At 31.6% G+C, this 25,575-nt stretch carries 25 protein-coding genes; 10 read left to right on the top strand and 15 right to left on the bottom strand.

The features are described 5' to 3' along the window. Positions 1-75: 75 nt before the first annotated feature. The 8 genes from L0U77_RS07120 to L0U77_RS07085 form a co-directional block, all read right to left on the bottom strand. Positions 76-321, bottom strand: coding sequence for a DUF6095 family protein (locus L0U77_RS07120; protein WP_193700325.1), 246 nt, complete (start codon positions 319-321; stop codon positions 76-78). Between the two features lie 322 nt (positions 322-643). Then, a complete protein-coding gene (gene murQ, locus L0U77_RS07115) occupies positions 644-1,471 on the bottom strand; it encodes an N-acetylmuramic acid 6-phosphate etherase (RefSeq protein ID WP_233900941.1) in 828 nt (275 codons plus the stop codon). A 180-nt stretch (positions 1,472-1,651) separates the two neighbouring features. After that, positions 1,652-3,877 (bottom strand): NADP-dependent isocitrate dehydrogenase, encoded by a 2,226-nt coding sequence (locus L0U77_RS07110; protein WP_233900940.1) that lies wholly within the window; start codon positions 3,875-3,877, stop codon positions 1,652-1,654. Between the two features lie 518 nt (positions 3,878-4,395). Further along, complete coding sequence (gene rplS / locus L0U77_RS07105; RefSeq protein WP_233885070.1) at positions 4,396-4,743, bottom strand: 50S ribosomal protein L19; 348 nt, start codon at positions 4,741-4,743, stop codon at positions 4,396-4,398. 138 nt (positions 4,744-4,881) lie between these two features. Further along, positions 4,882-5,562 (bottom strand): tRNA (guanosine(37)-N1)-methyltransferase TrmD, encoded by a 681-nt coding sequence (gene trmD / locus L0U77_RS07100; protein ID WP_233885072.1) that lies wholly within the window; start codon positions 5,560-5,562, stop codon positions 4,882-4,884. Beyond that, entirely contained in the window at positions 5,553-6,425 is an 873-nt protein-coding gene (locus tag L0U77_RS07095) for an RluA family pseudouridine synthase (RefSeq protein WP_233897226.1), read from the bottom strand. Before L0U77_RS07095 ends, trmD begins: the two co-directional genes overlap by 10 nt. Beyond that, entirely contained in the window at positions 6,422-7,006 is a 585-nt protein-coding gene (locus L0U77_RS07090; RefSeq protein WP_101917560.1) for an acyl carrier protein phosphodiesterase, read from the bottom strand. Before L0U77_RS07090 ends, L0U77_RS07095 begins: the two co-directional genes overlap by 4 nt. A 71-nt stretch (positions 7,007-7,077) precedes the next feature. Then, positions 7,078-8,541, bottom strand: a complete 1,464-nt coding sequence (locus L0U77_RS07085) for an aminoacyl-histidine dipeptidase (protein WP_193700327.1) — start codon at positions 8,539-8,541, stop codon at positions 7,078-7,080. 92 nt (positions 8,542-8,633) lie between these two features. Here L0U77_RS07085 and recR point away from each other — a divergent pair, with 92 nt between their 5' ends. Next, positions 8,634-9,254, top strand: a complete 621-nt coding sequence (gene recR / locus L0U77_RS07080) for a recombination mediator RecR (protein WP_101917557.1) — start codon at positions 8,634-8,636, stop codon at positions 9,252-9,254. A 66-nt stretch (positions 9,255-9,320) separates the two neighbouring features. Here the strand turns inward: recR and L0U77_RS07075 are convergent, their stop codons facing one another. The 6 genes from L0U77_RS07075 to L0U77_RS07050 form a co-directional block, all read right to left on the bottom strand. Continuing rightward, positions 9,321-9,743 carry a lipocalin family protein gene (locus tag L0U77_RS07075; RefSeq protein ID WP_233885081.1) on the bottom strand — a complete coding sequence of 141 codons (423 nt, stop codon included), beginning with the start codon at positions 9,741-9,743 and terminating at the stop codon, positions 9,321-9,323. A gap of 92 nt (positions 9,744-9,835) precedes the next feature. Continuing rightward, positions 9,836-10,405, bottom strand: a complete 570-nt coding sequence (locus L0U77_RS07070; RefSeq protein WP_233885082.1) for a CopD family protein — start codon at positions 10,403-10,405, stop codon at positions 9,836-9,838. Between the two features lie 70 nt (positions 10,406-10,475). Continuing rightward, complete coding sequence (locus tag L0U77_RS07065) at positions 10,476-11,165, bottom strand: LipL32 family surface lipoprotein (RefSeq protein ID WP_233897229.1); 690 nt, start codon at positions 11,163-11,165, stop codon at positions 10,476-10,478. A 78-nt stretch (positions 11,166-11,243) separates the two neighbouring features. Continuing rightward, a complete protein-coding gene (gene hemH, locus L0U77_RS07060) occupies positions 11,244-12,254 on the bottom strand; it encodes a ferrochelatase (protein WP_101917551.1) in 1,011 nt (336 codons plus the stop codon). Between the two features lie 74 nt (positions 12,255-12,328). Then, the gene (locus tag L0U77_RS07055) at positions 12,329-12,844 is read right to left on the bottom strand and encodes a TrmH family RNA methyltransferase (protein ID WP_233900939.1); all 516 of its coding nucleotides are present in this window, start codon (positions 12,842-12,844) and stop codon (positions 12,329-12,331) included. Positions 12,845-12,860: 16 nt separating this feature from the next. Then, the gene (locus L0U77_RS07050) at positions 12,861-13,763 is read right to left on the bottom strand and encodes a helix-turn-helix domain-containing protein (protein WP_101917548.1); all 903 of its coding nucleotides are present in this window, start codon (positions 13,761-13,763) and stop codon (positions 12,861-12,863) included. Positions 13,764-13,972: 209 nt separating this feature from the next. On the opposite strand from L0U77_RS07050, the gene hemA reads away from it, so the two are divergent. The 9 genes from hemA (at position 13,973) to L0U77_RS07005 (ending at position 24,541) form a co-directional block, all read left to right on the top strand. Next, positions 13,973-15,241, top strand: a complete 1,269-nt coding sequence (gene hemA, locus L0U77_RS07045; RefSeq protein WP_233900938.1) for a glutamyl-tRNA reductase — start codon at positions 13,973-13,975, stop codon at positions 15,239-15,241. Beyond that, positions 15,225-16,832 (top strand): hydroxymethylbilane synthase, encoded by a 1,608-nt coding sequence (gene hemC / locus L0U77_RS07040; RefSeq protein ID WP_233900937.1) that lies wholly within the window; start codon positions 15,225-15,227, stop codon positions 16,830-16,832. The genes hemA and hemC overlap by 17 nt, the downstream gene beginning before the upstream one ends. A 97-nt stretch (positions 16,833-16,929) precedes the next feature. After that, positions 16,930-17,895 (top strand): porphobilinogen synthase, encoded by a 966-nt coding sequence (hemB, locus tag L0U77_RS07035; RefSeq protein WP_233897232.1) that lies wholly within the window; start codon positions 16,930-16,932, stop codon positions 17,893-17,895. A gap of 179 nt (positions 17,896-18,074) precedes the next feature. Next, complete coding sequence (gene hemL, locus L0U77_RS07030) at positions 18,075-19,364, top strand: glutamate-1-semialdehyde 2,1-aminomutase (protein ID WP_233897233.1); 1,290 nt, start codon at positions 18,075-18,077, stop codon at positions 19,362-19,364. A gap of 124 nt (positions 19,365-19,488) precedes the next feature. Further along, positions 19,489-20,514, top strand: a complete 1,026-nt coding sequence (gene hemE / locus L0U77_RS07025) for a uroporphyrinogen decarboxylase (protein ID WP_101917541.1) — start codon at positions 19,489-19,491, stop codon at positions 20,512-20,514. Between the two features lie 29 nt (positions 20,515-20,543). After that, a complete protein-coding gene (locus tag L0U77_RS07020; RefSeq protein ID WP_101917539.1) occupies positions 20,544-21,161 on the top strand; it encodes a TlpA family protein disulfide reductase in 618 nt (205 codons plus the stop codon). A 117-nt stretch (positions 21,162-21,278) separates the two neighbouring features. Then, positions 21,279-22,025: an EI24 domain-containing protein gene (locus tag L0U77_RS07015; RefSeq protein ID WP_101917538.1), complete on the top strand. Its 747-nt coding sequence runs from the start codon at positions 21,279-21,281 to the stop codon at positions 22,023-22,025. Between the two features lie 71 nt (positions 22,026-22,096). Continuing rightward, positions 22,097-22,999, top strand: coding sequence for an oxygen-dependent coproporphyrinogen oxidase (hemF, locus tag L0U77_RS07010; RefSeq protein ID WP_233897235.1), 903 nt, complete (start codon positions 22,097-22,099; stop codon positions 22,997-22,999). Positions 23,000-23,212: 213 nt separating this feature from the next. Continuing rightward, positions 23,213-24,541: a dihydrolipoamide acetyltransferase family protein gene (locus tag L0U77_RS07005; protein ID WP_233897236.1), complete on the top strand. Its 1,329-nt coding sequence runs from the start codon at positions 23,213-23,215 to the stop codon at positions 24,539-24,541. Positions 24,542-24,627: 86 nt separating this feature from the next. Here L0U77_RS07005 and L0U77_RS07000 read toward each other — a convergent pair whose 3' ends face one another. After that, entirely contained in the window at positions 24,628-25,530 is a 903-nt protein-coding gene (locus L0U77_RS07000) for a TIGR01777 family oxidoreductase (protein WP_233900936.1), read from the bottom strand. Between the last annotated feature and the right edge of the window lie 45 nt (positions 25,531-25,575).

Below are 25,575 nucleotides of genomic sequence, written 5' to 3'. Positions count from 1 at the left end.
TCAGGATTCGTTAATTGTTATTTTATAAATTGATTTTAGCGGTATTTGAATTGAGATAATTTCACGAAAAAAAAATTATTTTTCGGCATCAAAAAGGGCATCTAAAAAAGTTTTGATAGTTTTAAAACCATAATATACACTAAACAGGATTAAAAATACGCCAAGTGCTACTAAAAAATAGGCGATATATTTTTCAGGATTTTCGGTATATATTTTAAGAGCTTTAAACCCGATAGTAATTACAATTGGCGATACGGATAGTAATCCTAATAAGATAAAAAACCGTTTTAATACGTTTTTGTTGGTTGTTTTTTTGGTCATTTTTTGTTTTATATTTTTATTCAATTTTTTTTGTAACGTCAAAATAGCATGGCAAGGGGTTAAAACCCCTTGTTTTAAAAATAAAAATGCGTCAAACTGAATTTATTTCAGTTTCTCATCCTGATTTGCCGTAGTTATTCCTTTTTTTGATGATTCTTGTCAATTCGAGTGATTTTAATGACTAAAAGGAATTAAAATTGTATCGAGAATTTGAGTTATTTTATGTTGATTTATATGTTAAAAAGTTCTCGATACAATTTTTTTAAAGGAAAAAAATCACTCGAACTGACCGTTTATTTAATTTTTAAATAGGTTCTAAATGTTATTCGTTTTTATTTTTGATAGTATAATTATTGATAGCATTTCGAACGTTTCCGTATTTTTTTAATATTTCGGTAGCTTTTTCGGGTGAGATATTTAATTCAGCAACTAACATTTTTTCGGCTCTTTTCACTAATTTTTCGTTAGATAGTTGCATATCTACCATTTTGTTTCCTTTTATTTTTCCAAGTTGAATCATGGTAGCGGTTGAAATCATGTTTAGGATTAATTTTTGAGCCGTACCAGCTTTCATACGAGAACTTCCAGTAACAAATTCTGAACCAACAACAACTTCAATAGGAAATTGGGCAGTTACAGCGAGCGGACTATTTTTATTACAAGTGATACAACCTGTTATTATTTTATTTTCGTTGCATTTTTTTAGTGCTGAAATAACGTAAGGTGTTGTTCCTGAGGCGGCAATACCGATAACGACATCATTTTCTGTAATTTCTTGATTTTGTAAATCTATCCAACCTTGGTTTTGGTTGTCTTCGGCATTTTCCACGGCATTTCTGATGGCTTTATCTCCACCAGCGATAATTCCTGTAACTAATTCGGGGGAAACGCCAAAAGTAGGAGGGCATTCGCTTGCGTCTAAAATCCCTAAGCGTCCGCTAGTTCCAGCCCCGATATAGAATAAACGTCCATTTTTTTTAAGTTTTTGAACGATAATTGCTGTTAATTTTTCAATTTGTGGCAATGCTTTTTCTACGGCATTTGGTATTGTTTTATCTTCTTTATTGATGTTTGATAATAATTCAGAAACGCTCATTTTTTCTAAATCATTATATTTTGATGTTTGTTCGGTTGTTTTTATAAATTTCATATTTCAAATTTAGGAATTATAAATTTTTAATTGATATTTTATCACGTTTTTATAAATTGATACATTCTAAATGTAGGGGTGAACCTATGTGTTCGCCCATTATTATCAAAATTATCAAACCAAAAAAAGTAGCTGAATGAACAGCTACTTTTCAATAGATTATTTTTATTTACAAATATTTTAGATACTTTGTAAAATTGTATTTAAAGTTTCACTAGGTTTCATAACATTGTCTGTTAAGGTATCATTTGGTTTATAATAACCGCCGATATTGACTGCTTTTCCTTGCACTTTATTTAATTCATTTACAATTACGGCTTCATTTTTCGCTAATTTTTCAGCAATCGGTGTAAATTGAGTTTTTAAGGTTGTTTCTTTATTTTGATTTGCTAATGCTTCTGCCCAATACATTGCTAAATAAAAATGCGAACCTCTGTTATCAAGTTCTCCAGTTTTTCTTGAAGGTCCTTTTTTAGTATCTAATAATTTATCGGTTGCATCGTCTAGTGTTTCGGCTAAAACGTTTGCTTTCGGATTATTTGTACTTGTTCCTAAATGTTCTAAAGAAACGGCTAATGCTAAAAATTCTCCTAAAGAATCCCAACGTAAATGATTTTCCTCTACTAGTTGTTGCACGTGTTTTGGAGCAGAACCACCAGCACCTGTTTCGAACAATCCACCACCATTCATTAATGGTACGATAGATAACATTTTAGCGGAAGTTCCTAATTCTAAAATCGGGAATAAATCGGTTAAATAATCACGTAATACGTTTCCAGTAACAGAGATGGTATCTTTTCCTTCTTTTACTCTTTCTAGGGTATATTTAGTGGCTTCAATTTGCGATAAAATTTGAATATCTAAACCTTCAGTATCATGATTTTGTAGATATTTCTCTACTTTTTTGATGATTTCAGTATCATGCGCTCTTTCTTTTCCTAACCAGAAGATAGCAGGAGTTTGAGATGCTCTAGCACGAGTAACGGCTAATTTCACCCAATCTTGAACAGGTGCATCTTTTGTTTGACACATTCTCCAAATATCGCCTTTTTCCACTTCGTGTGATATCAGGACAGTTCCATTTGAATCGATTACGGTAACTTTTCCATTTTCTGAAATTTCAAAAGTTTTATCGTGCGAACCATATTCTTCAGCTTTTTGTGCCATCAAACCAACATTAGGAACAGTTCCCATTGTTGTTGGATCGAAAGCGCCATTCTTTTTACAGAAATCGATTGTTTCTTGATATAATCCAGCGTATGAGCTATCAGGAATTACGGCTTTTGTGTCTTGTAATTTTCCTTGTTTGTTCCACATTTGTCCAGAAGTACGAATCATTGCAGGCATGGAAGCATCAATAATTACATCTGAAGGCACGTGTAAATTGGTAATTCCTTTATCAGAATTTACCATAGCAAGGTCAGGATTTGCATCGTAAATAGTTTGAATATCTGCTAAAATCGCTGCTTTTTTTTCTGCGGATACTTCTTCTAAATTGCTTAATAAATTTCCGAATCCGTTATTTACATCAACGCCAATTTCTTTAAAGGTTTCGTTATATTTTTCGAATAAATCTTTAAAGAAAACACGAACGGCATGCCCAAAAATAATTGGGTCAGATACTTTCATCATGGTTGCTTTCATGTGTAGTGAAAGTAATAATTTTTTGTTTTTGGTATCGTTAATTTGTTCTGATAAAAATGCGATTAATGCTTTTTTACTCATTAAAGAACCGTCAATAATTTCGCCTGCTAACAAGGCTGTTTTTTCTTTTAATACGGTTATTGTTCCGTTATTACTTGTATGTACAATTTTTACATCGGTAGCGTCTTTTACCGTTACTGATTTTTCAGTATGTGCAAAATCTCCAGCATTCATGGTCGCTACATGAGTTTTAGAATCGCTACTCCAAGCACCCATTGAGTGCGGATTTTTACGGGCATAATTTTTTACTGCTTTCGGAGCTCTACGGTCGGAGTTTCCTTCACGTAAAACTGGGTTTACAGCTGAACCTTTAATTTTATTGTAACGTGCTAGAATTGTTTTTTCTTCTTCGGTGGTTGCTTCTTCAGGAAAATTTGGCAACGCATATCCTAATGTTTGCAATTCTTTAATTGCTTCTTTTAATTGAGGAACAGAGGCAGAAATATTTGGTAATTTAATAATATTTGCTTCTGGTTTTTTGGCTAAATCTCCTAAAAAAGTTAAGGCATCTTCAACTTGTTGTGCTGGTGTTAAGAAATCAGAAAAGTTAGCAAGAATACGTGCTGAAAGCGAGATGTCTTTTGTTTCTATTTCTATGTTAGATGATTTTGTAAAAGCTTTTACAATAGGTAAAAACGAGCGAGTAGCCAATGCAGGAGCTTCGTCCGTTTTTGTGTACATAATTTTTGCAATTTTGCTCATATTTCAGTTTTTTAGAGAGTTTTAGAAAGGTGTTCTTAAAAACACGCAACCTAATTATTAATTTTATATTGAATTATTACAAATTTAATAATTACTTATGAGTTTATTGATGATAAAATGTTAATAGTTGTGGTGCTTTATTATCAATATGATAAAAAAATAGATCAGTTTGAGAGGTGTTTTTCTTTAAAAAAAGATGTTTGAGATTTTTTTATATTCAATTAATCAAAATAATTCAAATTCTTGATACAATTTTAATTCCTTTTAATCATTAAAATCACTCGAATTGACAAGAATCATCAAAAAGCTAAAAAACACAGAAAATCAGGATGCGAACCTGAAATAAATTCAGGTTGACGGATTCTATTTCTTATTTTTCTGTGATGTTTTTTTTTAGATGAAATTTAAACAGGCTCTAAAATCACTTGAATTTACAAGAGAACTTGATTTTTTAAGCCAAAAAAAAGCACTGTGAAAAATCACAATGCTTTTTTATAAGTTGAATACAGATGTTATTCCTAACCTCTTCTTTCTTTAATTCTTGCTTTCTTACCAGTAAGATCTCTAAAGTAAAAGATACGTGCTCTACGTACAATACCTTTTTTGTTTACTTCAATTTTTTGAATAGCAGGTAAGTTAATAGGGAAGATACGCTCAACACCTACAGTACCAGACATTTTTCTGATTGTAAAAGTTTCAGAAGCACCAACACCTCTTTTTTGAATAACTACACCTCTAAAAAACTGAGTACGTACTTTTTCTCCCTCTCTAATTTCATAATACACAGTAAGTGTATCTCCAGCTGAAAATTCTGGTAATTCGTTTCTTGTTACAAATTCGTCTTGAACAAATTTTACTAAATCCATGGTAATGATATTTATATAGTTTTATAAAACAACATTCACGAGTATCGTCAGAGGTTAATTTATGACGGCAAAATTAATTAAAATTTTGTAAAACACATACTTATTTATGGTTATTTTATAATAATATTTTAACTTATTTTATAAATCGTTCAATAAATCGGGTCTTATATTTTTGGTGTGTTGGTAGGCTTTTTCTTCTCGCCACTTGTCAATTTTCGGAAAATTCCCTGATAATAATATTTCAGGAACTTTCATTCCGTCATATTCTGCGGGTCTTGTGTAAACGGGTGGTGATAATAAATTATCTTGAAATGAATCTGTTAAAGCCGATTGTTCATCGCCTAAAACCCCAGGAATTAAACGCACAACAGCATCACATAAAATGGCTGCGGCTAATTCTCCGCCTGTTAAAACATAATCGCCAATAGAAATTTCTTTGGTGATAAATTTATCACGTACACGTTGATCGACACCTTTATAATGTCCTGTTAAAATGATAATATTTTCTTTTAACGAAAGGGTATTCGCTATTGATTGATTTAGCGTTTTCGCATCTGGCGTCATATAAATAATTTCGTCATATTTTCTTTCAGCTTGTAATTTCGAAATACAAGTATCAATCGGTTCAATCATCAAAACCATACCTGCGCCACCGCCAAATTGGGTGTCATCTAATTTTTTGTAAGAGCCAAGTCCGTAATCACGTAAATTATGAAAATGAATTTCGGCTAAACCTTTGTCAATGGCACGTTTCATCATTGAATGTTCAAACGGGCTTTTTAATAAATCGGGTGCTAGGGTAATAATATCTATTCGCATGTTGGCAAAGATATAATTTTTTTAAATTTCTTCGGAAGTTCTTTTGTGATTACGAATTGTTTTTTTGTAAACGGATGTTCAAATTGTAGGGTAGAGGCGTGTAAATAGAGTCCTTTTCCGTTTAAGATCAAACCTTCTGAAAAGTATTCTTTATCGCCTAAAATTGGATTATTTATAGCGAATAAATGTTTTCTTAATTGATGTTTTCTTCCTGTTTTTGGTGATAATTCAACAAGGTTTAACATTTTGAATCGTTCAGAAATAACTGATTTTATCAGTTTATAAGATGTTTGTGCTTTTTTATCATCAATAGGAAAATCAATAATTCCGTTATTTTCTATCTTCCCGATAGTTATAGCGTGATATGTTTTTGTAATTTCTTTATTTTCAAACAATTTATTTAAAGCGATGATGCTCGAATTTGTTTTTCCAATTAATAAAAGTCCGCTTGTCGGATAATCTAATCGATGTACAGGTCGTGGACGTGTTGCATCTTCCAAAGGGCTTTTGGTGATGTTTTGTAAGAGTGCATTATCAATAGTTGCAAACGAATTTCCACTGACTAAAATACCCGCAGGTTTATAAATAACGGCTAAATAAGCATCTTCAAAAAGAATTTCTAAAGGAAATTCAAATTGTTTAAGTGTTTCTTTTTCCGATGTTTTGTATAATTCTATTTTTTCATTTCCATTGATAAAAAGTGCTGTTGTTGCAATTTTATCATCAACGAAAACCAATTTTTTCTTAATTGCTTTTTTGATGCCCGATTTTGTTGGAATTGTTTTAAAAATACCAACGGCGTATTCTTGTAATCGAATTGATTTTTCTAGAAAAGGTACTTTATGTGTTTCAGATAACATCATATTTGGGATATTTGAAGTTTGCTAAAAGCACGTAAATCTTCAAAAAAAAGGTTAAAATCTTCTTCAAATAATTTATAATGAATGGTTAAATCTTCAGAAGCTAGATTCATTTTTGAGCGTCCTTCGGTGCGTTTATTGATGCTATTTAAAACCTCTTGAATTCCATTGGTAAACTGATAATTATAGAGCCAATCATATTGAATCATACTAGGTAATAATTTCTGTGTTTTTTCAGGAAGAATAGCCTTATTTTTATGCAATAATTGATATACGGAATTTACATAAATATCTAATGGAATTTCAGAATACATTGTCCAATTTTTGGCTAAAAAATGGTCATAAAAAACATCGATAATTACGCCATCATAATGTCCGTAGCGTTCGTGTAAGCGTCTTTTACTTTTTCGAACAATTTGGTGTGCATCGGTATAGGTATCAATTTGACGGTGTAAAATAATTCCTTTTTGAATATGATGCTTGAAATGAGAAATTTTAGTTCCTTTAATATGGTCGGCAATAAAATTACCAATCATTAATTGGGTATTGTTTCCCGATAAATATAAATGTGATAAAAGATTCATAAATTAAAGAATAAAACTCAAACAAAAAACCACAAACTATTAATTTGTGGTTGTACGTTTTTTATTGATATTTAGTTTTTACTAGGAATATTTTTTAATATTTCTAATAAAAATTTCCAATATTTTTGAGTTGATGATATTTGTGCGCGTTCATCAGGAGAGTGTGGTGCTCTAATATTCGGACCAAAAGAAACCATATCCATTTCAGGATAATTTTGTCCTAAAAGTCCACATTCTAAACCTGCATGACAAGCGGCAACATTAGGTTGTTCGTTATGTAAATCTACGTATAATTTTTCAACAATTTTTAATATTTCAGAATCTAAATTTGGCAACCAACCTGGATAGGTTCCTGAAAATTCTACATTAAAACCAGCTAATTCAAAGGCACAGCGCAATGAATTTGCTAAATCCCATTTGTTACTATCCGAAGAAGAACGTGTTAAACAGGCTACTTCAACATTTCCTTCTTTTACAGTAACACGTGCAATATTGTTTGATGTTTCAACTAATCCTTCAATATCTGGACTCATACGATACACGCCGTTTAATGCGGTATATACAGCTTTAATTAATCCTTCCTGAATGCCTAAATCCATTACATATTTGGGCGTTTCAATCGTTTCTAATACGATTGCTAAATTAGGTTCTAAGGAAGCAAACTCTTTTTTAATGGTGTTTATTAATTCTTGAGTTTCGAATAAAAACGGTTCTTTAGAAATGGTATCAATCACTACTTTTGAGAAGCTTTCACGAGGAATAGCATTACGTAAACTTCCGCCATTTATTTCAGCGATACGCAATCCGAAGTTGGTAAAACCATCAAATAACAAACGATTCATTATTTTGTTGGCGTTTGCTAAACCTTTATGAATATCCATTCCTGAATGTCCTCCTGTTAATCCTGTAATTGCTATTGAAAAAGCGGTGGTATTTTCAGGTGTATTTTCTTGGGGATACTTTCTTGTTGCGGTAACATCTACGCCACCTGCACAACCCATGCTGATTTCATCATCATCTTCAGTATCTAAATTTAATAAGATTTCTCCTTTTAAGATTCCAGCATCTAATCCCATAGCGCCAGTCATTCCTGTTTCTTCATCAATGGTAAACAAGGCTTCAATAGCAGGATGTGCAATATCCGAAGCTTCTAAAATAGCCATAATTGACGCAACTCCTAAACCGTTATCGGCACCTAAAGTTGTTCCTTGAGCTTTTACCCAATCACCTTCGATAAACATTTTAATTCCTTGGGTATCAAAATCAAAAACGGTATCAGCATTTTTTTGATGTACCATATCTAAATGACTTTGTAATACAATGGCTTTGCGATTTTCCATTCCAACAGAAGCTGGTTTACGAATAATTACGTTTCCAACCTTATCAACCATGGTTTCTAAATTTAGATTTTCACCAAAATCTACCATAAATTGAATGATTTTTTCTTCTTTTTTTGATGGACGAGGTATTGCGTTTAAATTCGCAAAATTTTTCCAAATAGCTTTCGGTTCTAGGTTTTTTATATCTGAATTCATTGTAAATAAGATTTTTAACTTTAAAGCACGAAGGTACTTTTTTTAAGTGAGATATATAGCGTGCATTGTTTGAAAAAATGTAAATTTGTCCTATGGATTTTTCTTCAAAATTATTAGAAAACGCAGTGCAAGAAGTGAGCCGATTACCAGGAATTGGCAAGCGTACGGCACTTCGTTTGGTATTGCATTTATTAAAACAACCCACCCAAACAACCGAGTATTTAACAACAGCTTTAACACGTTTGCGAAACGATGTAAAAACCTGTGAAAAATGTCATAATATTTCAGATACTATTCTGTGTGAAATTTGTAATAATCCGAAACGAAATACTGAAATTGTATGCGTGGTGGAAGATATTCGTGATGTCATGGCGATTGAAAATACGGCTCAATTTAGAGGTGTTTATCATGTTTTGGGTGGTAAAATTTCACCGATTGAAGGTATTGGTCCTCAAAACTTGCAAATAACTTCTTTAGTTGATAAGGTAAAACAAGGTGAAGTAAAAGAGTTGATTTTTGCGTTAAGTTCGACTATGGAAGGCGATACGACTAATTTTTATATTTTCAAACACATTGAGAAGTATAAAATTATTACCTCTACAATTGCCCGTGGAATTTCGGTAGGTGATGAGTTAGAATATGCTGATGAGGTTACGCTTGGTAGAAGTATTGTAAATAGAATTCCTTTTGAACAATCAGTGAGTAATCAGTAAAAAAAAAAGACTTATAAAAAATAGTATAAAAAAGCGATGTTTAAACATCGCTTTTTTTATAAAATATTATATTGATGGTGATTTTCGATAGGTAAATCCGTTGTTTGAAAAAGTTAATTCTTGATTGTCATCAGAAAAAATAATATTTAAGTCAGCGCCGTTTCCTTCGTATCCTTGTATTTTGATATTATAGGTTTTGTTGTTGTTATTTTTCCAATATCCTTTGCGAGATTCTTTAGCATCTTTTTCACATAAACCAGAATTATCATTATAATCGTTAAAAGAGTAGGAATTATCTTTCCTAAATACATAAGTGTCTTGAAAATCACAATTATTAATTGCTTCTTCGCCCTTTTTTTTAATAAATTTCCACGATCCTACTATAATATCAACTTCTTCAGTTTCATTGTCTTCGGGTACTTTTTCAGTTTCAGAAGAACATGAAAACAGGAACATCATTGTTGCAAATACTAAAATTATTTTTTTCATAATAGGGGGTTTTTATGTTAAATTATTGTTCGTTTACTCTTTATTTTAACGAAAATATAATTAAATATCTAATTTAGAGTATCTTTAATTAATTATTTTTTAGTTTTAGCTTCATTTGTGTCCCATGATTTTTTTATTCTTAACCTTTTATAAAATCGAATACCGAGCATCAATAATACGCCAAAAAGAATAATACCTGTAACGCCCCAAACCCAACTAACGGCATTTTTTAAGACCACTAAAAAGACAACGGCAAATAGAATTACGGTAGGTGCTTCGTTAAAGATTCGAAGCTTTGTAGGCGTGTAATTAATTTCATTACGTTGTAATTCTTTATATATTTTATGACAGAATCCGTGATAAAAATACAATGCCAAAACAAAGGATAATTTAACGTGCATCCAAGGCATTTCTAAATAACTAGGGTTTACAAAAAGCATCCAAAAAGCAAAAAAACTTGCTAGAAATAAAGATGGCCACGTAATTATATACCACAAACGCTTGGTCATTAATTTGTATTGTGTTTGCAAAATTTCCTTGGCAGGTTCGTCTTTTTTTTCGGCTTCTACATGATAAATAAATAAACGACCAACGTAAAATAAACCCGCAAACCAAGTAACTACAAAAATAATATGCAGTGCTTTTATGTATAAAAAATCCATAATAAAAAAAATGAGGTCTTAAAACTTTATGTTTTAAGACCTCAAATTTAATGTTTTTTTTAAATAAAAATTACATTTGCTTTTTTAATTCAGCGATAGATTTAGCAACAAGAATTCCAGGTAATTTTACAGGTGCTCCAATTTGAGCTAAAAAAGTACCTTTAACCTCTCCTTTTTTATAGGTTGTAAAACCAATTCTATATAAACCAACAGTTAATGCTTTTAAAGGATCTCCTGTTTTACTTTTATATCTTAATAATGAGTTATACTTAGATCCGCTAGGAAGTTTAGGCATTTCACTACTGTCATCATTTTTAGCAAGCGTAAACCATTTGGCACTTTTTACGTTACTTTCTGAAATACTATTTTTTGATACAATACTTGAACGTTCTAAAGTAATGTAAGTATCAAAATAATCTTTAGAATCTTTATTTGCTTCAAAATCATCAGAAACAATTGCGTTTTTAGCTTTGTTTTTCCCTACAGGAGATACCATTCTTACACCTAATTCAGGAGCAATAGCAGGAACCCAAACATATAAGTAATAGAATTTTTTTCCTTCTCTAGTTTCATCTTCATTTCCAGGCTTTACAAAACCTTTGTAAGAAACAACATCTGTATAAGGTAATCTAACTTTTTTAAATCCTAGATTTTTTTGTGTTAAACCACCAAAACTTCCTAGTTTTTTTTGAGCATTTACACTACCTAATGCGATACTTGCGATAGCAACAGAGGCAACAATTTTTTTAATGTTTTTCATTGTGTTTTTTATATTAAGTTAGACCAAATGTAAATAAAATTAATCAATTAAATAATTTTACCTAACAAAAATATTTTTTTAAAATTCACGAATCCAATTGGTTAAAACAGTCACCCATTCTTCATTGTCATTAATACACGGAACGGTGTGAAATTCTTCGCCACCAGCTTCTAAAAACTCTTCTTTTCCTTCCATGGCAATTTCTTCCAGTGTTTCTAAACAGTCAGAAACAAAGGCAGGCGTTACGATGGCTAATTTTTTAATACCTTCTTTTTCGGCTTTTTTAACAATTGTTCTATCGGTATAAGGTTGTAACCAAGGGTCGACACCTAAGCGAGATTGAAACGATGTTGAAACAGTTTTTGGATCTAAATTTAAGGCTGAAATTACATTTTTTGTCGTTTGAAAACATTGATGACGATAACAAAACTCATGTGCTTTTGATGGCGTATTACAACAACTTCCATCTATCTTACAATGACTTTTTGTAATATCGGATTTACGAATATGACGTTCAGGAACACCATGATATGAGAATAATAAATGGTCGTATTCTTTATCGGCTAAATAATCTTTAATGCTATTTGCTAAGGCGTTAATATATTCAGGTTTTTTGTAAAAAGCAGGAACATCGGTAATTTTCATTTCAGGGAAAAATTCCTTTCTAATTTCTTCGGCTAATACGACGATTGTTTCGGTAGTTGCCATGGCAAACTGCGGATATAACGGAACTAATAACACTTCGGTAACACCTTTATCGTGCAATTCTTGGAGTCCTTTTTTGATGGTCATTGTACCGTATCGCATTGCTAATGCTACGGGAATATCGGTTTTTTCTTGTACTTTTTTTTGCAAGCGCTCCGATAAAACAATTAATGGTGAACCGTCTTTCCACCAAATTTTTTTATAAGCGGCGGCTGATTTTTTAGGTCTGGTGTTTAAAATAATTCCTTTTACTAAAAATGAACGAAACCAATACGGAACATCAATTACGCGTTCGTCCATTAAAAATTCTCCTAAATATTTTTTAACATCCTTAGGATCGGTACTTTCTGGAGATCCTAAATTTACTAATAAAGCTCCTTTCATCTTTTTTATTTTTACGTATTTTATTTTTTACTTTTTTACCTTTTCTTTTAAAAATAATTAAATTTTAACCAAATTTAATTATTTTTTATGTTCTTTAATTGATTTGTTGTTTCATATAATGCGATACTTAAACTATGAATCACGTTCATTGATGAATTGCGTCCGTACATTGGAATTGCGACAGTTGCATCGACATTATTAATATCTTCGATACCATTTCGTTCGCTTCCTAAAAGTAATACTATTTTTTCTTTGGATGTAAAATCAAAATTTTGAATAGCGACACTTTTATCGGCAATTTCGATACCGATAATTGTATTTCCTTCTTCTTTTAATTGCTTAATTAGTATATTAAAATCATCATAAACTTCGTGTTCAATTTGAGTAATGGTATTTCTAGCGGTACGTTTTACGTTTCTATTTTCGGTAGATGGTGAGCTTTGATGTAAAAAGATTTTTTGAACGCCAAAACTCTCTGCAATACGAAAACACATACCGATATTTTCGGGAGTTCGTATGGCATCGCAAACAATGGTTATCGGGAATTGTTGCTGTTTATTTTTGATATCGTAATGCGTAAGTTGTTTCATTCTTCACTTTTGATTTTTATTTTTGATTTTTTTGAGTTGCTTGTAAAGACATTACATATTGTTTTGGAGTTGTACCAAATTTCTTTTTAAAAGCAGCGATAAAATGACTAGAAGCACTATAACCAACCTGTAAACCAACTTCATTTACATTAAATTGATTACTTTCTAATAATTTCCGAGCGTGTTCCATTTTATAATCAAACAGAAAACTGTATACGGTATCGCCATATATTTGCTTGAAACCTTCTTTTAATTTCTTTAGATTTAAACCAACTTCACAGGCTAATTCTTGCAAGGTTGGCGGTTCACTCATTTTAGAAATAATAAAATCTTTGGCATGTCTTATCTTTAAAACATCTCGATCATCAACTAAAAACGGACAATATTCATTTTCGGTATTTTCGCCTGTATCAAAATGAAGACTTAACAATTCGTATGTTTTTCCTCTAACGTAAAGATCTCTCATAGAACTATGATTCTTTGCCGTTAAAATTTGATGTAAAACCATTAGTGTATTCGGGCTAATGGCAGTACTATCGTAATATTTTTTATGCTTATTATTATCACTTAAAAAAGGAATATAACTGGCTTCTTTTGAAAATAAAGAATGAAATTTTTCAATAGTTATCAAAACAGAAACGATAGCTGTTTTAGGTAAGATTTCTAAATTAATAGGTAAGTTTTGCTGTGGATTATACAAAAAAATAACCTGTTTATCTAATACGTTAAAGGTATAGCTCGTGTTATTAAAATGAAACTTGCAATTTCCTTTAACACAATAATGTAACTGTATATAAGAGTTATCAATATCTCTTTTATAAAATTGTGTTTTTTCGGTGTTATTCTGAAATTTTAACACGAAAAAACCCTTTTCTAAAACGACCTCTCTAAATGTACTTTCTGCGATGTTTTTTGGCATGAGTCAAAATATAATTAAAAACAATTTATTTAGAATGACTCTAAATTGAAGTGTTCTCCATAGTTGATTTTAGTGCAAAAATACACTTTATCTGTGTTTTATGGCTCTTTTTATACTAAAAAACAGCTATCGACATTAAAAGTTCTTTGAGCGACATTTTTTTATAATTAATCTTTTTACTTTTGCTTGACCTTATTGACTAAAACTGAATGACAGCAGATAAACATAATAAGAATTTATACAATATAGGTGTTAGTTATAAAAAAGCTGATGCAACTATACGTGGTAAATTTAGTATTTCTAAAGAAAATCAAGTAGCACTTTTAGAAGAAGCCAAATCAAATGGCGTTGATGGTATTTTTGTATTATCAACCTGTAATAGAACCGAAATTATGGGTTTTGCAGCACATCCTTTTCAATTGATTAGTTTGTTGTGTAAATACTCAAACGGAGCAATTGAAGAATTTGCAGCCGTTTCGAATGTTTATAAAGATAACGATGCTATTCGACATTTATTTCGAATGGGAACTGGTTTAGATAGTCAAATATTAGGAGATTACGAAATTGTTGGTCAGTTACGTCAAGCTTTTAAATTAGCCAAAGAAGTGGGAACGGTAAACGCCTATTTTGAACGTCTATTAAACCATGTAATGCAAGCAAGCAAGCGTGTAAAAAATGAAACGAAACTAAGCTCAGGAACAACTTCTGTTTCGTATGCTGCGGTTCAATATATTATTGAAAATTTACCCGATTATAATTTAAAAGATATTTTAGTCTTCGGATTGGGGAAAATGGGGAAGCATACCTGTAAAAATTTAGCAGAATATACACAGAATAAAACGGTTCGTTTAATCAACCGAACCGAAGAGAAAGCTATTGAATTTGTAAAAGAACATCCCGCTATTCAAAAAGCCAAGTTCGAAAACTTAAACAAAGAAATTGCCAATACTGATGTATTAATTGTATCGACAGGAGCACCCGAAGCAACCATTAAAAGAGAACACGTTTTAACCAATAACGAACTTTTAATTCTCGATTTATCAATGCCTGCAAACGTATCGAAAGAAGTAGCAGATTTACCAAACGTTACCTTGGTAAATGTTGATGAATTATCAAAAATAACCGATCAAACTTTAGCCATTCGTCAGCAAGAAATACCCGAAGCTGAAAAAATTATACAAACTCATAAAAATGAGTTTAAAGAATGGTTAAGTCATCGCAAATTTACACCCGCAATCACCGCCTTAAAAGAATCGTTAATTATCATCCAACAAGATGAAATTGCTTTTCATAAGAAAAAAATAAAAAACTTTGATGAATCGCAAGCAGAAGTAATTACTTCTAGATTTATTCAGAAAATAACTACACAATTTGTAAAACACTTAAAAACCGAAGAAACTTCGATAAATACAAGTATCGAAGTAATGGCAAAAGTGTTTGGTGCAACTTTAGAAACTATCCATGCAGAAGACAATTAAAATAGGTACACGAGATAGCCAATTGGCTATGTGGCAAGCAAATAAAGTTCGTAAAGAACTAGAAGAATTAGAATATGAATGTGAGATAGTTCCCATAAAATCAACAGGAGACCTTATTTTAGATACTCCCTTACACGAGTTAGGAATTACAGGTGTTTTTACTAAAAACCTTGATCTTGCCATGTTAAGTGGTGAAATTGATATTGCCGTGCATTCTTTAAAAGATGTTCCAACCGTTTTACCTGAAGGAATTATTCAGGGAGCTGTTTTGAAACGTGCCAATTATAACGATATTTTAGTTTTAAAAGATAATGAAGAGTTTTTCGGACAGCCAAACGGTGTTATTGCAACAGGAAGTTTGCGTAGAAAAGCACAATGGTTAAATCGTTATCCGACACATAAAGTAGTTGGTTTACGAGGAAACGTAAATACTCGTTTGCAAAAATTAGAAGAAAATGATTGGGATGGAGCTGTTTTTGCTGCCGCAGGATTAGAGCGTTTAGGTAAAAGACCAGAAGGAGCAATTAACCTTTCATGGATGATTCCAGCGCCAGCACAAGGTGCTATCATGATTACCGTTTCTGATAATGATGATTTCTCTAAAGATGCTTGTGAACAATTAAATCATTATGAAACCCAACTTTGTGTAGGTATCGAACGTGAATTTTTAAATCTTTTGGAAGGCGGATGTACTGCACCAATCGGAGCGTTAGCCTATGTTGATCCTAAAACTGAAGAAATAAACTTTAAAGGATTACTATTAAGCGAAGACGGAAAAAAGAAAATATCTGTAACCAAAAATGCAAAAGTAGGCCGTCATCGCTTTTTAGCAAAAGATTGTGCCGATTATATCATCAATAAAGGAGGAAAGGAATTAATGAAAAAACAAATAGTCGAAGAAAAAGAATTCGCTATTTATTCTACTAAAAAATTATCCGAAACTCAAAAAGAATTAGTAAACGAATCTGTTGCTGTTCAAGATAGTGATTTTATCAAAATTCGATTCAATAGAATCTCGCCTAAAGTTATCAAAGATGAAATTGAAAATGTAATTATTACCAGTCAAAATGGAGCGGAAGCAATCGCAAATTCTTTTACTGCGGATGAATTAAACTTCAAAAATATCTATTGTGTTGGGCGTAGAACTAAAAAATTAATCGAACAAAAAATAGGGAAGGTTGTTAAATCAGAAAGGAATGCCCAGAAATTAGCAAGCTATTTATCAAAAGAAATAAAAGGACAAAAAGTAACCTATTTTTGTAGCGATTTACGATTAGATACCTTACCAAATATCTTAAAAGAAAACGAAATCTCAGTAACCGAAATTGAAGCCTACAAAACAATGTTAAGCCCATCTAAAATTGATGAAAATAATAATGGCGTGTTGTTTTATAGCCCATCAACAGTGGAAAGTTATGTAATTGGAAATACGGAGAGTAATATTGGAAATACTCAAAATAAAATCGCTTTTTGTATCGGTGAAAGTACCGCAAAAGAAGCTCGAAAGCATTTTGAAAACGTACAAGTTGCAAAATTACCATCCGTAGAAAGTGTACTCGAATTAGTAAATGCACATTTTATAAAAGCATAAAAAATGAACTAAAACGCAGTCAAGAGGTTTTTTAAATAGACATTTCGACTGCGTTTTTTATATAAAATAAAATAGTTTTTAAACTAGTACTAAAATTATGTTTAGAACAAGAAGACTTAGGAAAACCGAAGGAATCAGAAGATTAGTAAAAGAAACAAAAGTATCCGTAGACGATTTTGTCTATCCTTTATTTATTGAAGAAGGAGAAAATATCGAAAAAGAAATTGTTTCGATGCCTGGTATCAAGCGTTTTTCATTAGATAGAATTTCAAAAGAATTAGATGAGGTAGTCGCCTTAAATATTCCTGCTGTTTTATTATTCGGAATTCCTGCTAAAAAGGATGATCAAGGAACAGAAACTTGGAATGACAACGGAATTATGCAACAAGCAATCCGTTTTATCAAAAAGAATTACCCAAGTTTATACGTAATTACCGATGTTTGTTTTTGTGAATATACTTCCCACGGACATTGCGGAATTATCCATGATAACGATGTTGATAATGATGCCACTTTGGTCAATTTAGCCAAACAAGTAATTTCACACGCAAAAGCAGGTGTCGATATGGTTGCGCCTTCAGGAATGATGGATGGAACAATTGCAATGGTTAGAGAAAGTTTAGATAATACAGGTTTTGCAAACTTGCCAATTATGGCATATTCTGTAAAATATGCATCAGCTTTTTATGGGCCTTTTAGAGATGCTGCCGATTCTGCACCAACTTTTGGTGATCGTAAAACCTATCAAATGGATCCTTCAAATAGAGATGAAGGAATGCGTGAAGCAACTTTTGACGACCAAGAAGGAGCCGATATTTTAATGGTAAAACCAGCATTGTCGTATTTAGACATTATTAGAGATTTAAAAAATAATTTTGACCGACCAATTGCCTGTTATAATGTAAGTGGTGAGTATGCGATGGTAAAAGCTGCCGCTGAAAAAGGTTGGATTGATGGCGAAAAAGTGATGATGGAAAGTTTGCTATCAATGAAAAGAGCAGGAGCTGATATTATTATCACGTATTTTGCCAAAGAAGCTGCCAAAGTTCTGAATAGAAAATAATACGATACACGATAATATAATAATATTATGACAAGATAAGATTGTCATATATCGTAGATATTATAGATACGTATTATAAATACAAAAATTGTATCGAGAAGTTATTTAATAGCTTTTTGATACATTTTTGCTTGATAAAAAGCATATAAATACTAGAATAGAGATTAAAATACTATAAAATGGAATTCAAAAAATCACAAAAATTATATAAAAAAGGATTGGTAAACCTTGTAGGAGCTGTAAATTCTCCTGTAAGAGCATTTTCATCAGTAGGAGGAAATCCGTTGTTTATCAAAAAAGCAAAAGGAAGTAAAATTACCGATGTTGATAATAATACCTATATCGATTTAGTATTGTCTTATGGACCGATGATTTTAGGACATCGTCATAAAAAAGTGCAAAAAGCCATCACAAAAGCCTTGAAAAATGGCTATTCTTTTGGAGCATCTACAGAAAATGAAATTAAATTAGCAAAAATAGTATGTGATGCTTTTCCTGGAATGGATAAAGTTCGTTTTGTAAATTCAGGAACAGAAGCCGTTTTAAGCGGAATCCGTTTGGCTAGAGCGTTTACAGGAAAAGATAAAATTATAAAATTTGCAGGATGTTATCACGGACATCAAGATGCGTTATTAGTTGCGGCGGGTTCTGGTTTAGCAACCTTGAGTTTACCAGGAAGTAAAGGCGTTCCAGAAGGTGCCGTAGAAAATACATTAATCGCTACTTATAATGATTTAGAAAGTGTAAAAGCACATTTTGAAGCACATGACGATATCGCAGGTGTTATTTTAGAACCAATTGCAGGAAATATGGGCGTTGTAGTGCCTTATACAAACTTTTTAAAAGAACTAAAAACATACTTAGAATCGAAAGGAGCGTTGTTAATTGTTGATGAGGTAATGACAGGTTTCCGTTCTAAATTTGGAGGCGCACAAGAATTATTAGGCGTAACCGCTGATATTACGTGTTTAGGAAAAGTAATCGGTGGTGGTTTCCCTGTAGGAGCTTACGGAGCTCGTAACGAAATTATGCAAGAAGTTGCCCCTTTAGGAGGGATGTATCAAGCAGGAACGTTAAGTGGAAACCCGATTGCAATGGCAGGAGGAATTGCTACTTTAACCGAATTAAAAAGACAAAATCCGTATGATAAATTTAACGAAACAGCACAAGTTATTGAGGAGTTTCTGTTAAATTCTGCAAATAAATATGGCGTAGAAATTACGGTAAATAGGTTTGGTTCTATGGTAAACCCATTTTTTACCAATGTTACGGTAACTAATTTTGAACAAGCGCAAACATCAGACACCAAGAAATTTGCAACCTTCTTTTGGGCAATGATTAAAAACGGCGTATTTTTACCACCATCGCAGTTTGAAGCATGGTTTTTAGCATCCGCTTTAACAAAAAAAGACCTTAAAAAAATAGCAAAAGCGATTGATAAAGCAATGGAAGCTGTTTCTAAAATGTAAATAAAAAAATAACTATTTGTTAATTTTTTTTGATGATATTTTGATGATTTTATGAAAATTATCTTTTAAAAAATTATTAAAAATCTGAAAAATAAAGAATTATCAAAAGTAAAAAAGTATAAAAATGATAAAAAACGATTTATTTTTAAGAGCATTAAAAGGCGAAACAGTTGATCGTCCACCAGTTTGGATGATGCGTCAAGCAGGACGTTATTTACCTGAATTTATTGAAATCAGAAAAAAATACGACTTTTTTACCCGTTGTAGAACTCCTGAATTAGCATCAGAAATTACTGTACAACCTATCCGAAGATTTGGTATGGATGCCGCTATTTTATTTTCTGATATTTTAGTGATTCCACAAGCAATGAATATCGAAGTTCAAATGAAACCAGATTTTGGACCGTATTTACCAAATCCGATTAGAGATCAAAAAGGATTAGATACCGTGGTTGTTCCTGATGTAAATATAGAATTAGACTACGTAATGCAAGCTATTAAAGCGACCAAAGAAAAGTTAAACGATGAGGTTCCTTTAATTGGTTTTGCAGGATCGCCATGGACTATTTTATGTTATGTAGTACAAGGGCAAGGCTCGAAAAATTTTGACAAAGCAAAAGAATTTTGTTTTACAAAACCAGTTTTGGCACACCAATTGCTAAGTAAGATTACAGAAACCACAATTGCTTATTTAAAAGCAAAAGTGAAAGCAGGTGTAGATGCTGTTCAAATTTTTGACTCTTGGGGAGGAATGTTATCACCAACCGATTATCATGAATTTTCTTGGCAATACATTAATCAAATAATAGAAGCATTAAAAGACGATGCACCAGTAATCGCTTTTGGAAAAGGATGTTGGTTTGCTTTAGATAAAATGGCAAATTCAAACGCAGCAGCTCTAGGAATTGACTGGACATGTTCTCCTAAAAATGCACGCTATTTAACAGGTGGAAATATTACATTACAAGGTAATTTTGACCCTTCAAGGTTATTGTCGCCACCAGCTGAAATTAAAAAAATGGTACACCAAATGATAAATGAGTTTGGTAAAGATAAATATATTGTTAACTTAGGGCACGGAATTTTACCTAACATTCCGCTTGAAAATGCAAAAGCATTTATTGATGCGGTAAAAGAGTATAAGGTTTAAAACTGTAACCCCCTTTTAAATTATTAAAAATGAATAAAATAGTACTTATATTAACTTTATTGCTAGCAACACAAGGCTTTTCTCAAAAGAGAATTTATTACAAAGATATTGTTGAAGAGTGTATTTCTACAGCAAGTAATGACGCTGCAATGTTAGACGATGTAGTATATAATTGTATTAAAGATAAATATATCTCTAATTATAATTTCACATCAATTAAAGGAGAAACCATAAGTACTGATGCTATTGATACACCTATCGTTTTGCTTGCCGCAGCCACTTGGTGTGCGCCTTGTTGGGGAGAAATTCCAGCATTGAATAAAATGGTCGAAAAATATGATGGTAAAGTAACGTTTATCATGCTTTTTTCAGATTTAGAAAAAGGGGTTACCAGAATGGCAGAAAAACTTGATAAAAGAATATTTTTAGTGCCTTCCAAAGAAAAATTAGAAAATAGATCTTCCTTAAAAGTAGCAGGATTTATTCATAAACTAGATTATCCATCAGCATATTTAATTACAGATAACAAAAGAATTTTAGATTTTAAAAGAGGAGCGTTATCACCAACCAAAAAAATGGGCTGGGATGAAGTTAATAAAATCAACGAACAAGAATTAGATGAATTTATTAAAGCTGTAATCAAATAAATGTTGATTTTACGTTAATAATACATTGAAAATATAGTGAAAATACTTTAAAACCTCTTTCTTTTTAGAAAGAGGTTTTTTAATTTAGTCGAAATATAAAAAAAATATAAAAAAGAAATGATTAAAAATATATTAGAAGCCATTAAAGCCTATTTCGGAGCTTTTCAATTAATATCAAAATTGAAATTATGGAAATATTTTACAATTCCGATATTAATAAGTGTTTTTACTGCCATTATAATCGCAAGTTCAGCCTACGCTTTATCAGATGATATTGGACATTATATCGCTAATTTTTGGAAATGGGATTTTGGCAAAGAAACCTTTGAAATGATTAGTACTTTTTTAAGTGGATTATCAATTTTACTTATCGGATTGATACTTTACAAACATATTGTAATGGCGTTATCAGCTCCTTTTATGAGTCCTGTATCAGAAAAAATTGAAGCGTATTTAAATCCAGCAATACACGGACATCGAAAAACATCATTTCAGGAACAATTAATTAGAGGAATTCGAATAAATATACGTAATTTATCGAGAGAATTATTTTTTACAATTCCCATTTTATTGCTTAGTCTAATCCCTTTTGTTGGAATTATATTTACCGTTTTATTATTTCTGATGCAGGCGTATTACGCAGGTTTTGGAAATGTAGATTACACTTTAGAACGTCATTTTAAATACAAAGAAAGCATCAATTTTGTAAACAAAAATAAAGGACTCGCTATTGGAAACGGAATCGTATTTATGTTGTTTTTATTAATTCCATTTGTTGGTGTACTATTAGTATTGCCTTTATCAGTAACTGCTGCAACAACCGAAACTATTAAGAAAATTCAGTTAAAAGAAGTATTAGAATAAGTATTTTTGCATCAAATTTAGTGTTAAGTTAAGCGATAAATTCAGTATAAATAATCAAGAATTACCCATAAATGAAAGATAAGTTTTACAAATACATAGAAAAATTACAAGATACCATAACCGAAAAATTAGAACAAATTGATGGCAGTGCAAAATTTCAAGAAGATACTTGGAAACGTGCCGAAGGTGGTGGTGGAAGAACCCGTGTTATCGAAAATGGAACTATTTTTGAAAAAGGCGGTGTGAATATTTCAAAAGTTTTTGGAGAATTACCAGAAGTATTACGCAAACAATTCGGCGTTAAAAATGGTGATTTTTTTGCCTGTGGATTAAGTTTAGTGTTGCATCCGAAGAACCCATTTGTGCCAACAGTACACGCAAATTGGCGCTATTTTGAAATGTATGATGAAAAAGGAAACATCGTTACACAATGGTTTGGCGGCGGTCAAGATTTAACACCGTATTATTTATTTGAACAAGATGCAACCCATTTTCATAGCGTTTGTAAAACAGCCTGTGATAAACATCATGCTGCTTTTTACCCGAAGTTTAAAGAAACTTGCGATCGCTATTTTTGGAATACTCACCGAGAAGAAGCTCGTGGAATTGGAGGTTTATTTTTTGATTATTTAAAAGAAACTCCTGAGTTTTCAATCGAAAATAGATATGATTTTGTAACAGAAATAGGAGATAGTTTTCTAGAATCATACGTGCCAATTGTCGAAAAAAGAAAAGAAATTCCCTATGCAAAAGAACACAAAGATTGGCAAGAAATACGAAGAGGACGCTATGTAGAATTTAATTTAGTACACGATAGAGGAACATTATTCGGACTAAAAACAAACGGACGCATAGAAAGTATTTTGATGAGTTTACCGCCTGTTGTGCAATGGAAATACGATCATCATCCAAAAGAAGGAAGCGAAGAAGCGAAATTAGTACATGTTTTAAAAACACCCAAAAATTGGGTATAACCAGTATCATAAATTATTGATTATCACTTTTGATGATAAATGTGTAATTTTAATGCTTTTTAAAATAGTTTTTGTGTGATAAATATTTTTTTATTGTATTATTTCTGATTATAATTTAATAATTGGTAAATTTAACTTTTTTTTAAATCATTAAAAATATAAAAAAATGCTCGATTTTTAGTAACTTTGCGTACCTTAAAAAAAACGGATACTATGGCTAGATACGAATTGAAATTACCGAAAATGGGAGAAAGTGTTGCAGAAGCAACTATCACGTCTTGGGTTAAAGAAATTGGAGATACAATTGATATTGATGATACCGTTGTTGAAGTAGCAACCGATAAAGTCGATAGTGAAGTGCCAAGTGAAGTAGAAGGAACTTTAGTTGAAATTCTATTCGATAAAGATACCGTTGTGCAAGTTGGTCAAACGATTGCAATTATTGAAATAGCAGGAAATCAAGAAAATCATCAAGAAAATCAGGATGAAAATCAACGAGAAGATACTAAAAAAGCTGTCGTTGCAGTAGAAAAAACAATTTCAGAAGCTAAAAATACCATTTCTAAAACAATAGATACTTCCGAGAGTGATCGATTTTATTCGCCTTTAGTGAAAAATATCGCCAAAGAAGAAGGAATTTCACTTGAAGAATTGGAAACCGTAAAAGGAACAGGAAAAGAAAACAGAGTTACCAAAACAGATATTTTATCTTATTTAAAAGATAGAAAAAATCAAATTAAAGCAACTGATACCGTACAAAATACCGTAAAATCAGTAAAAGTTGAAACGCCAAAAGTTACAAAAAAACCATCAGTACCACTTACTTTAACGGGGCAAGACGAAATTATCGACATGACTCGCATGGGAAAATTAGTGGCAAAACATATGGTCGATTCTGTACAAACATCAGCACATGTGCAGTCTTTCATAGAAATTGATGTAACTAATATTGTAGCTTGGAGAAATAAAGTTAAAAATGCATATCAAAAAAGAGAAGGTGAAAAATTAACATTTACGCCAATTTTTATGCAAGCCGTAGCGCAAACAATTAAAAAACATCCGATGATAAATATTGCTGTTGATGGCGATAAAATTATCAAAAGAGGTAATATTAATTTAGGAATGGCAGCAGCTTTGCCTGATGGAAATTTAATCGTGCCAGTTATTAAAAATGCCGATCAATTAAGTTTAGTTGGCATCACCAAACAGGTAAATAATCTGGCTGTAAAAGCTCGTGGAAATCAGTTAAAACCAGACGATATTCAAGGCGGAACGTACACGGTTACCAATGTAGGAAGTTTTGGAAGTATCACTGGAACGCCAATTATCAATCAACCGCAAGTAGCGATTTTAGCCTTAGGAGCGATTGTGAAAAAACCTGCAGTTATTGAAACGCCAGAAGGCGATTTTATAGGGATTCGTCAAAAAATGATGGTGTGTCATTCGTACGATCATCGAGTTGTAAACGGCGCTTTAGGAGGGATGTTTATCAAAACATTAAAAGAAATTTTAGAAGCTTGGGATGTAAATCAAGATTTTTAGAGATAATAATAAAATTAAGTATTAAAACAAGGGACTTTAATTACAAAGTCCCTTGTTTTAATTATTGCTAGTTTTTGATTTATAATTTAGTTTTGATGATAAATATTTTCCAAAGCTGTTTTTAATTCAGGATATTCAAACGTATAATTTTCCGCTGTTTTTTTAGCAGAAATTCGACTACCTTTTAATAAAATATCCGCCATTTCGCCTAAAATAATTTGCAATACAAAAGCAGGGGCATTTAATGGAAAAATCGGTTTTTTAATGATATCACCAAGTGTTCTTGTAAAACTATTATTCGTTTGATGTTCGGGAGCTACCGCATTATAAATCCCTATAAAATGCCTGTTTTCTACCGATTTTACATACAAATTACATAAATCATCTATATGAATCCACGGCATATATTGGGTGCCATTTCCTAAAGAGGCTAAAAATAAAGGCGTGTTTATTTTTGATAAAGCTCCGCCAGATTTAGAAAGTACCACAGCAGTTCGCAAAATAGTAACAGGAATGTTTAATTCCGTAAATTGATTTGCCGATTTCTCCCAAGCAACACATACTTTTGAAATAAAATCATTTTGAGGAGCGTCAGTTTCGGTGAAAATTGTATTCGAAGTAATTGCGCCATAATAGCCAATTCCAGATGCCGATATAAAACCATCTAACCGAATATTTAATGCTTTAATAGTATCAAAAAGTAAATCAGAAGAAGCTACTCGACTATTAATTAAAATTTCTTTTCGTTGTGATGTCCAGCGTTTATCAGCAATTCCTGCACCCGCTAAATGAATAATATGTGTAACATTCTCAAACGCTTTTTTATCAATGTATTTTTGTGAAATATCCCACTTAAATTCATTTACTCTCTTCGGATTTCTTGTCAAAATCGAAAAATCAATGCTTTTTTGCTTAAAAATATCTTGCAATTTGTTGCCTACCAAACCTGTACCACCTGTAATTAATACTTTTGTCATTGCTTTTGTCATTGCTTTTATGATTAATTTAATATGAAGATTTTTTTATGCTCTTAA

The organism is Tenacibaculum piscium, assembly GCF_021390715.1.
In the GTDB taxonomy this organism is placed as follows: domain Bacteria; phylum Bacteroidota; class Bacteroidia; order Flavobacteriales; family Flavobacteriaceae; genus Polaribacter; species Polaribacter piscius.
The sequence above is the reverse complement of the archived record's forward strand: the minus strand, read 5'-3'. Positions and strand labels throughout refer to the sequence as shown.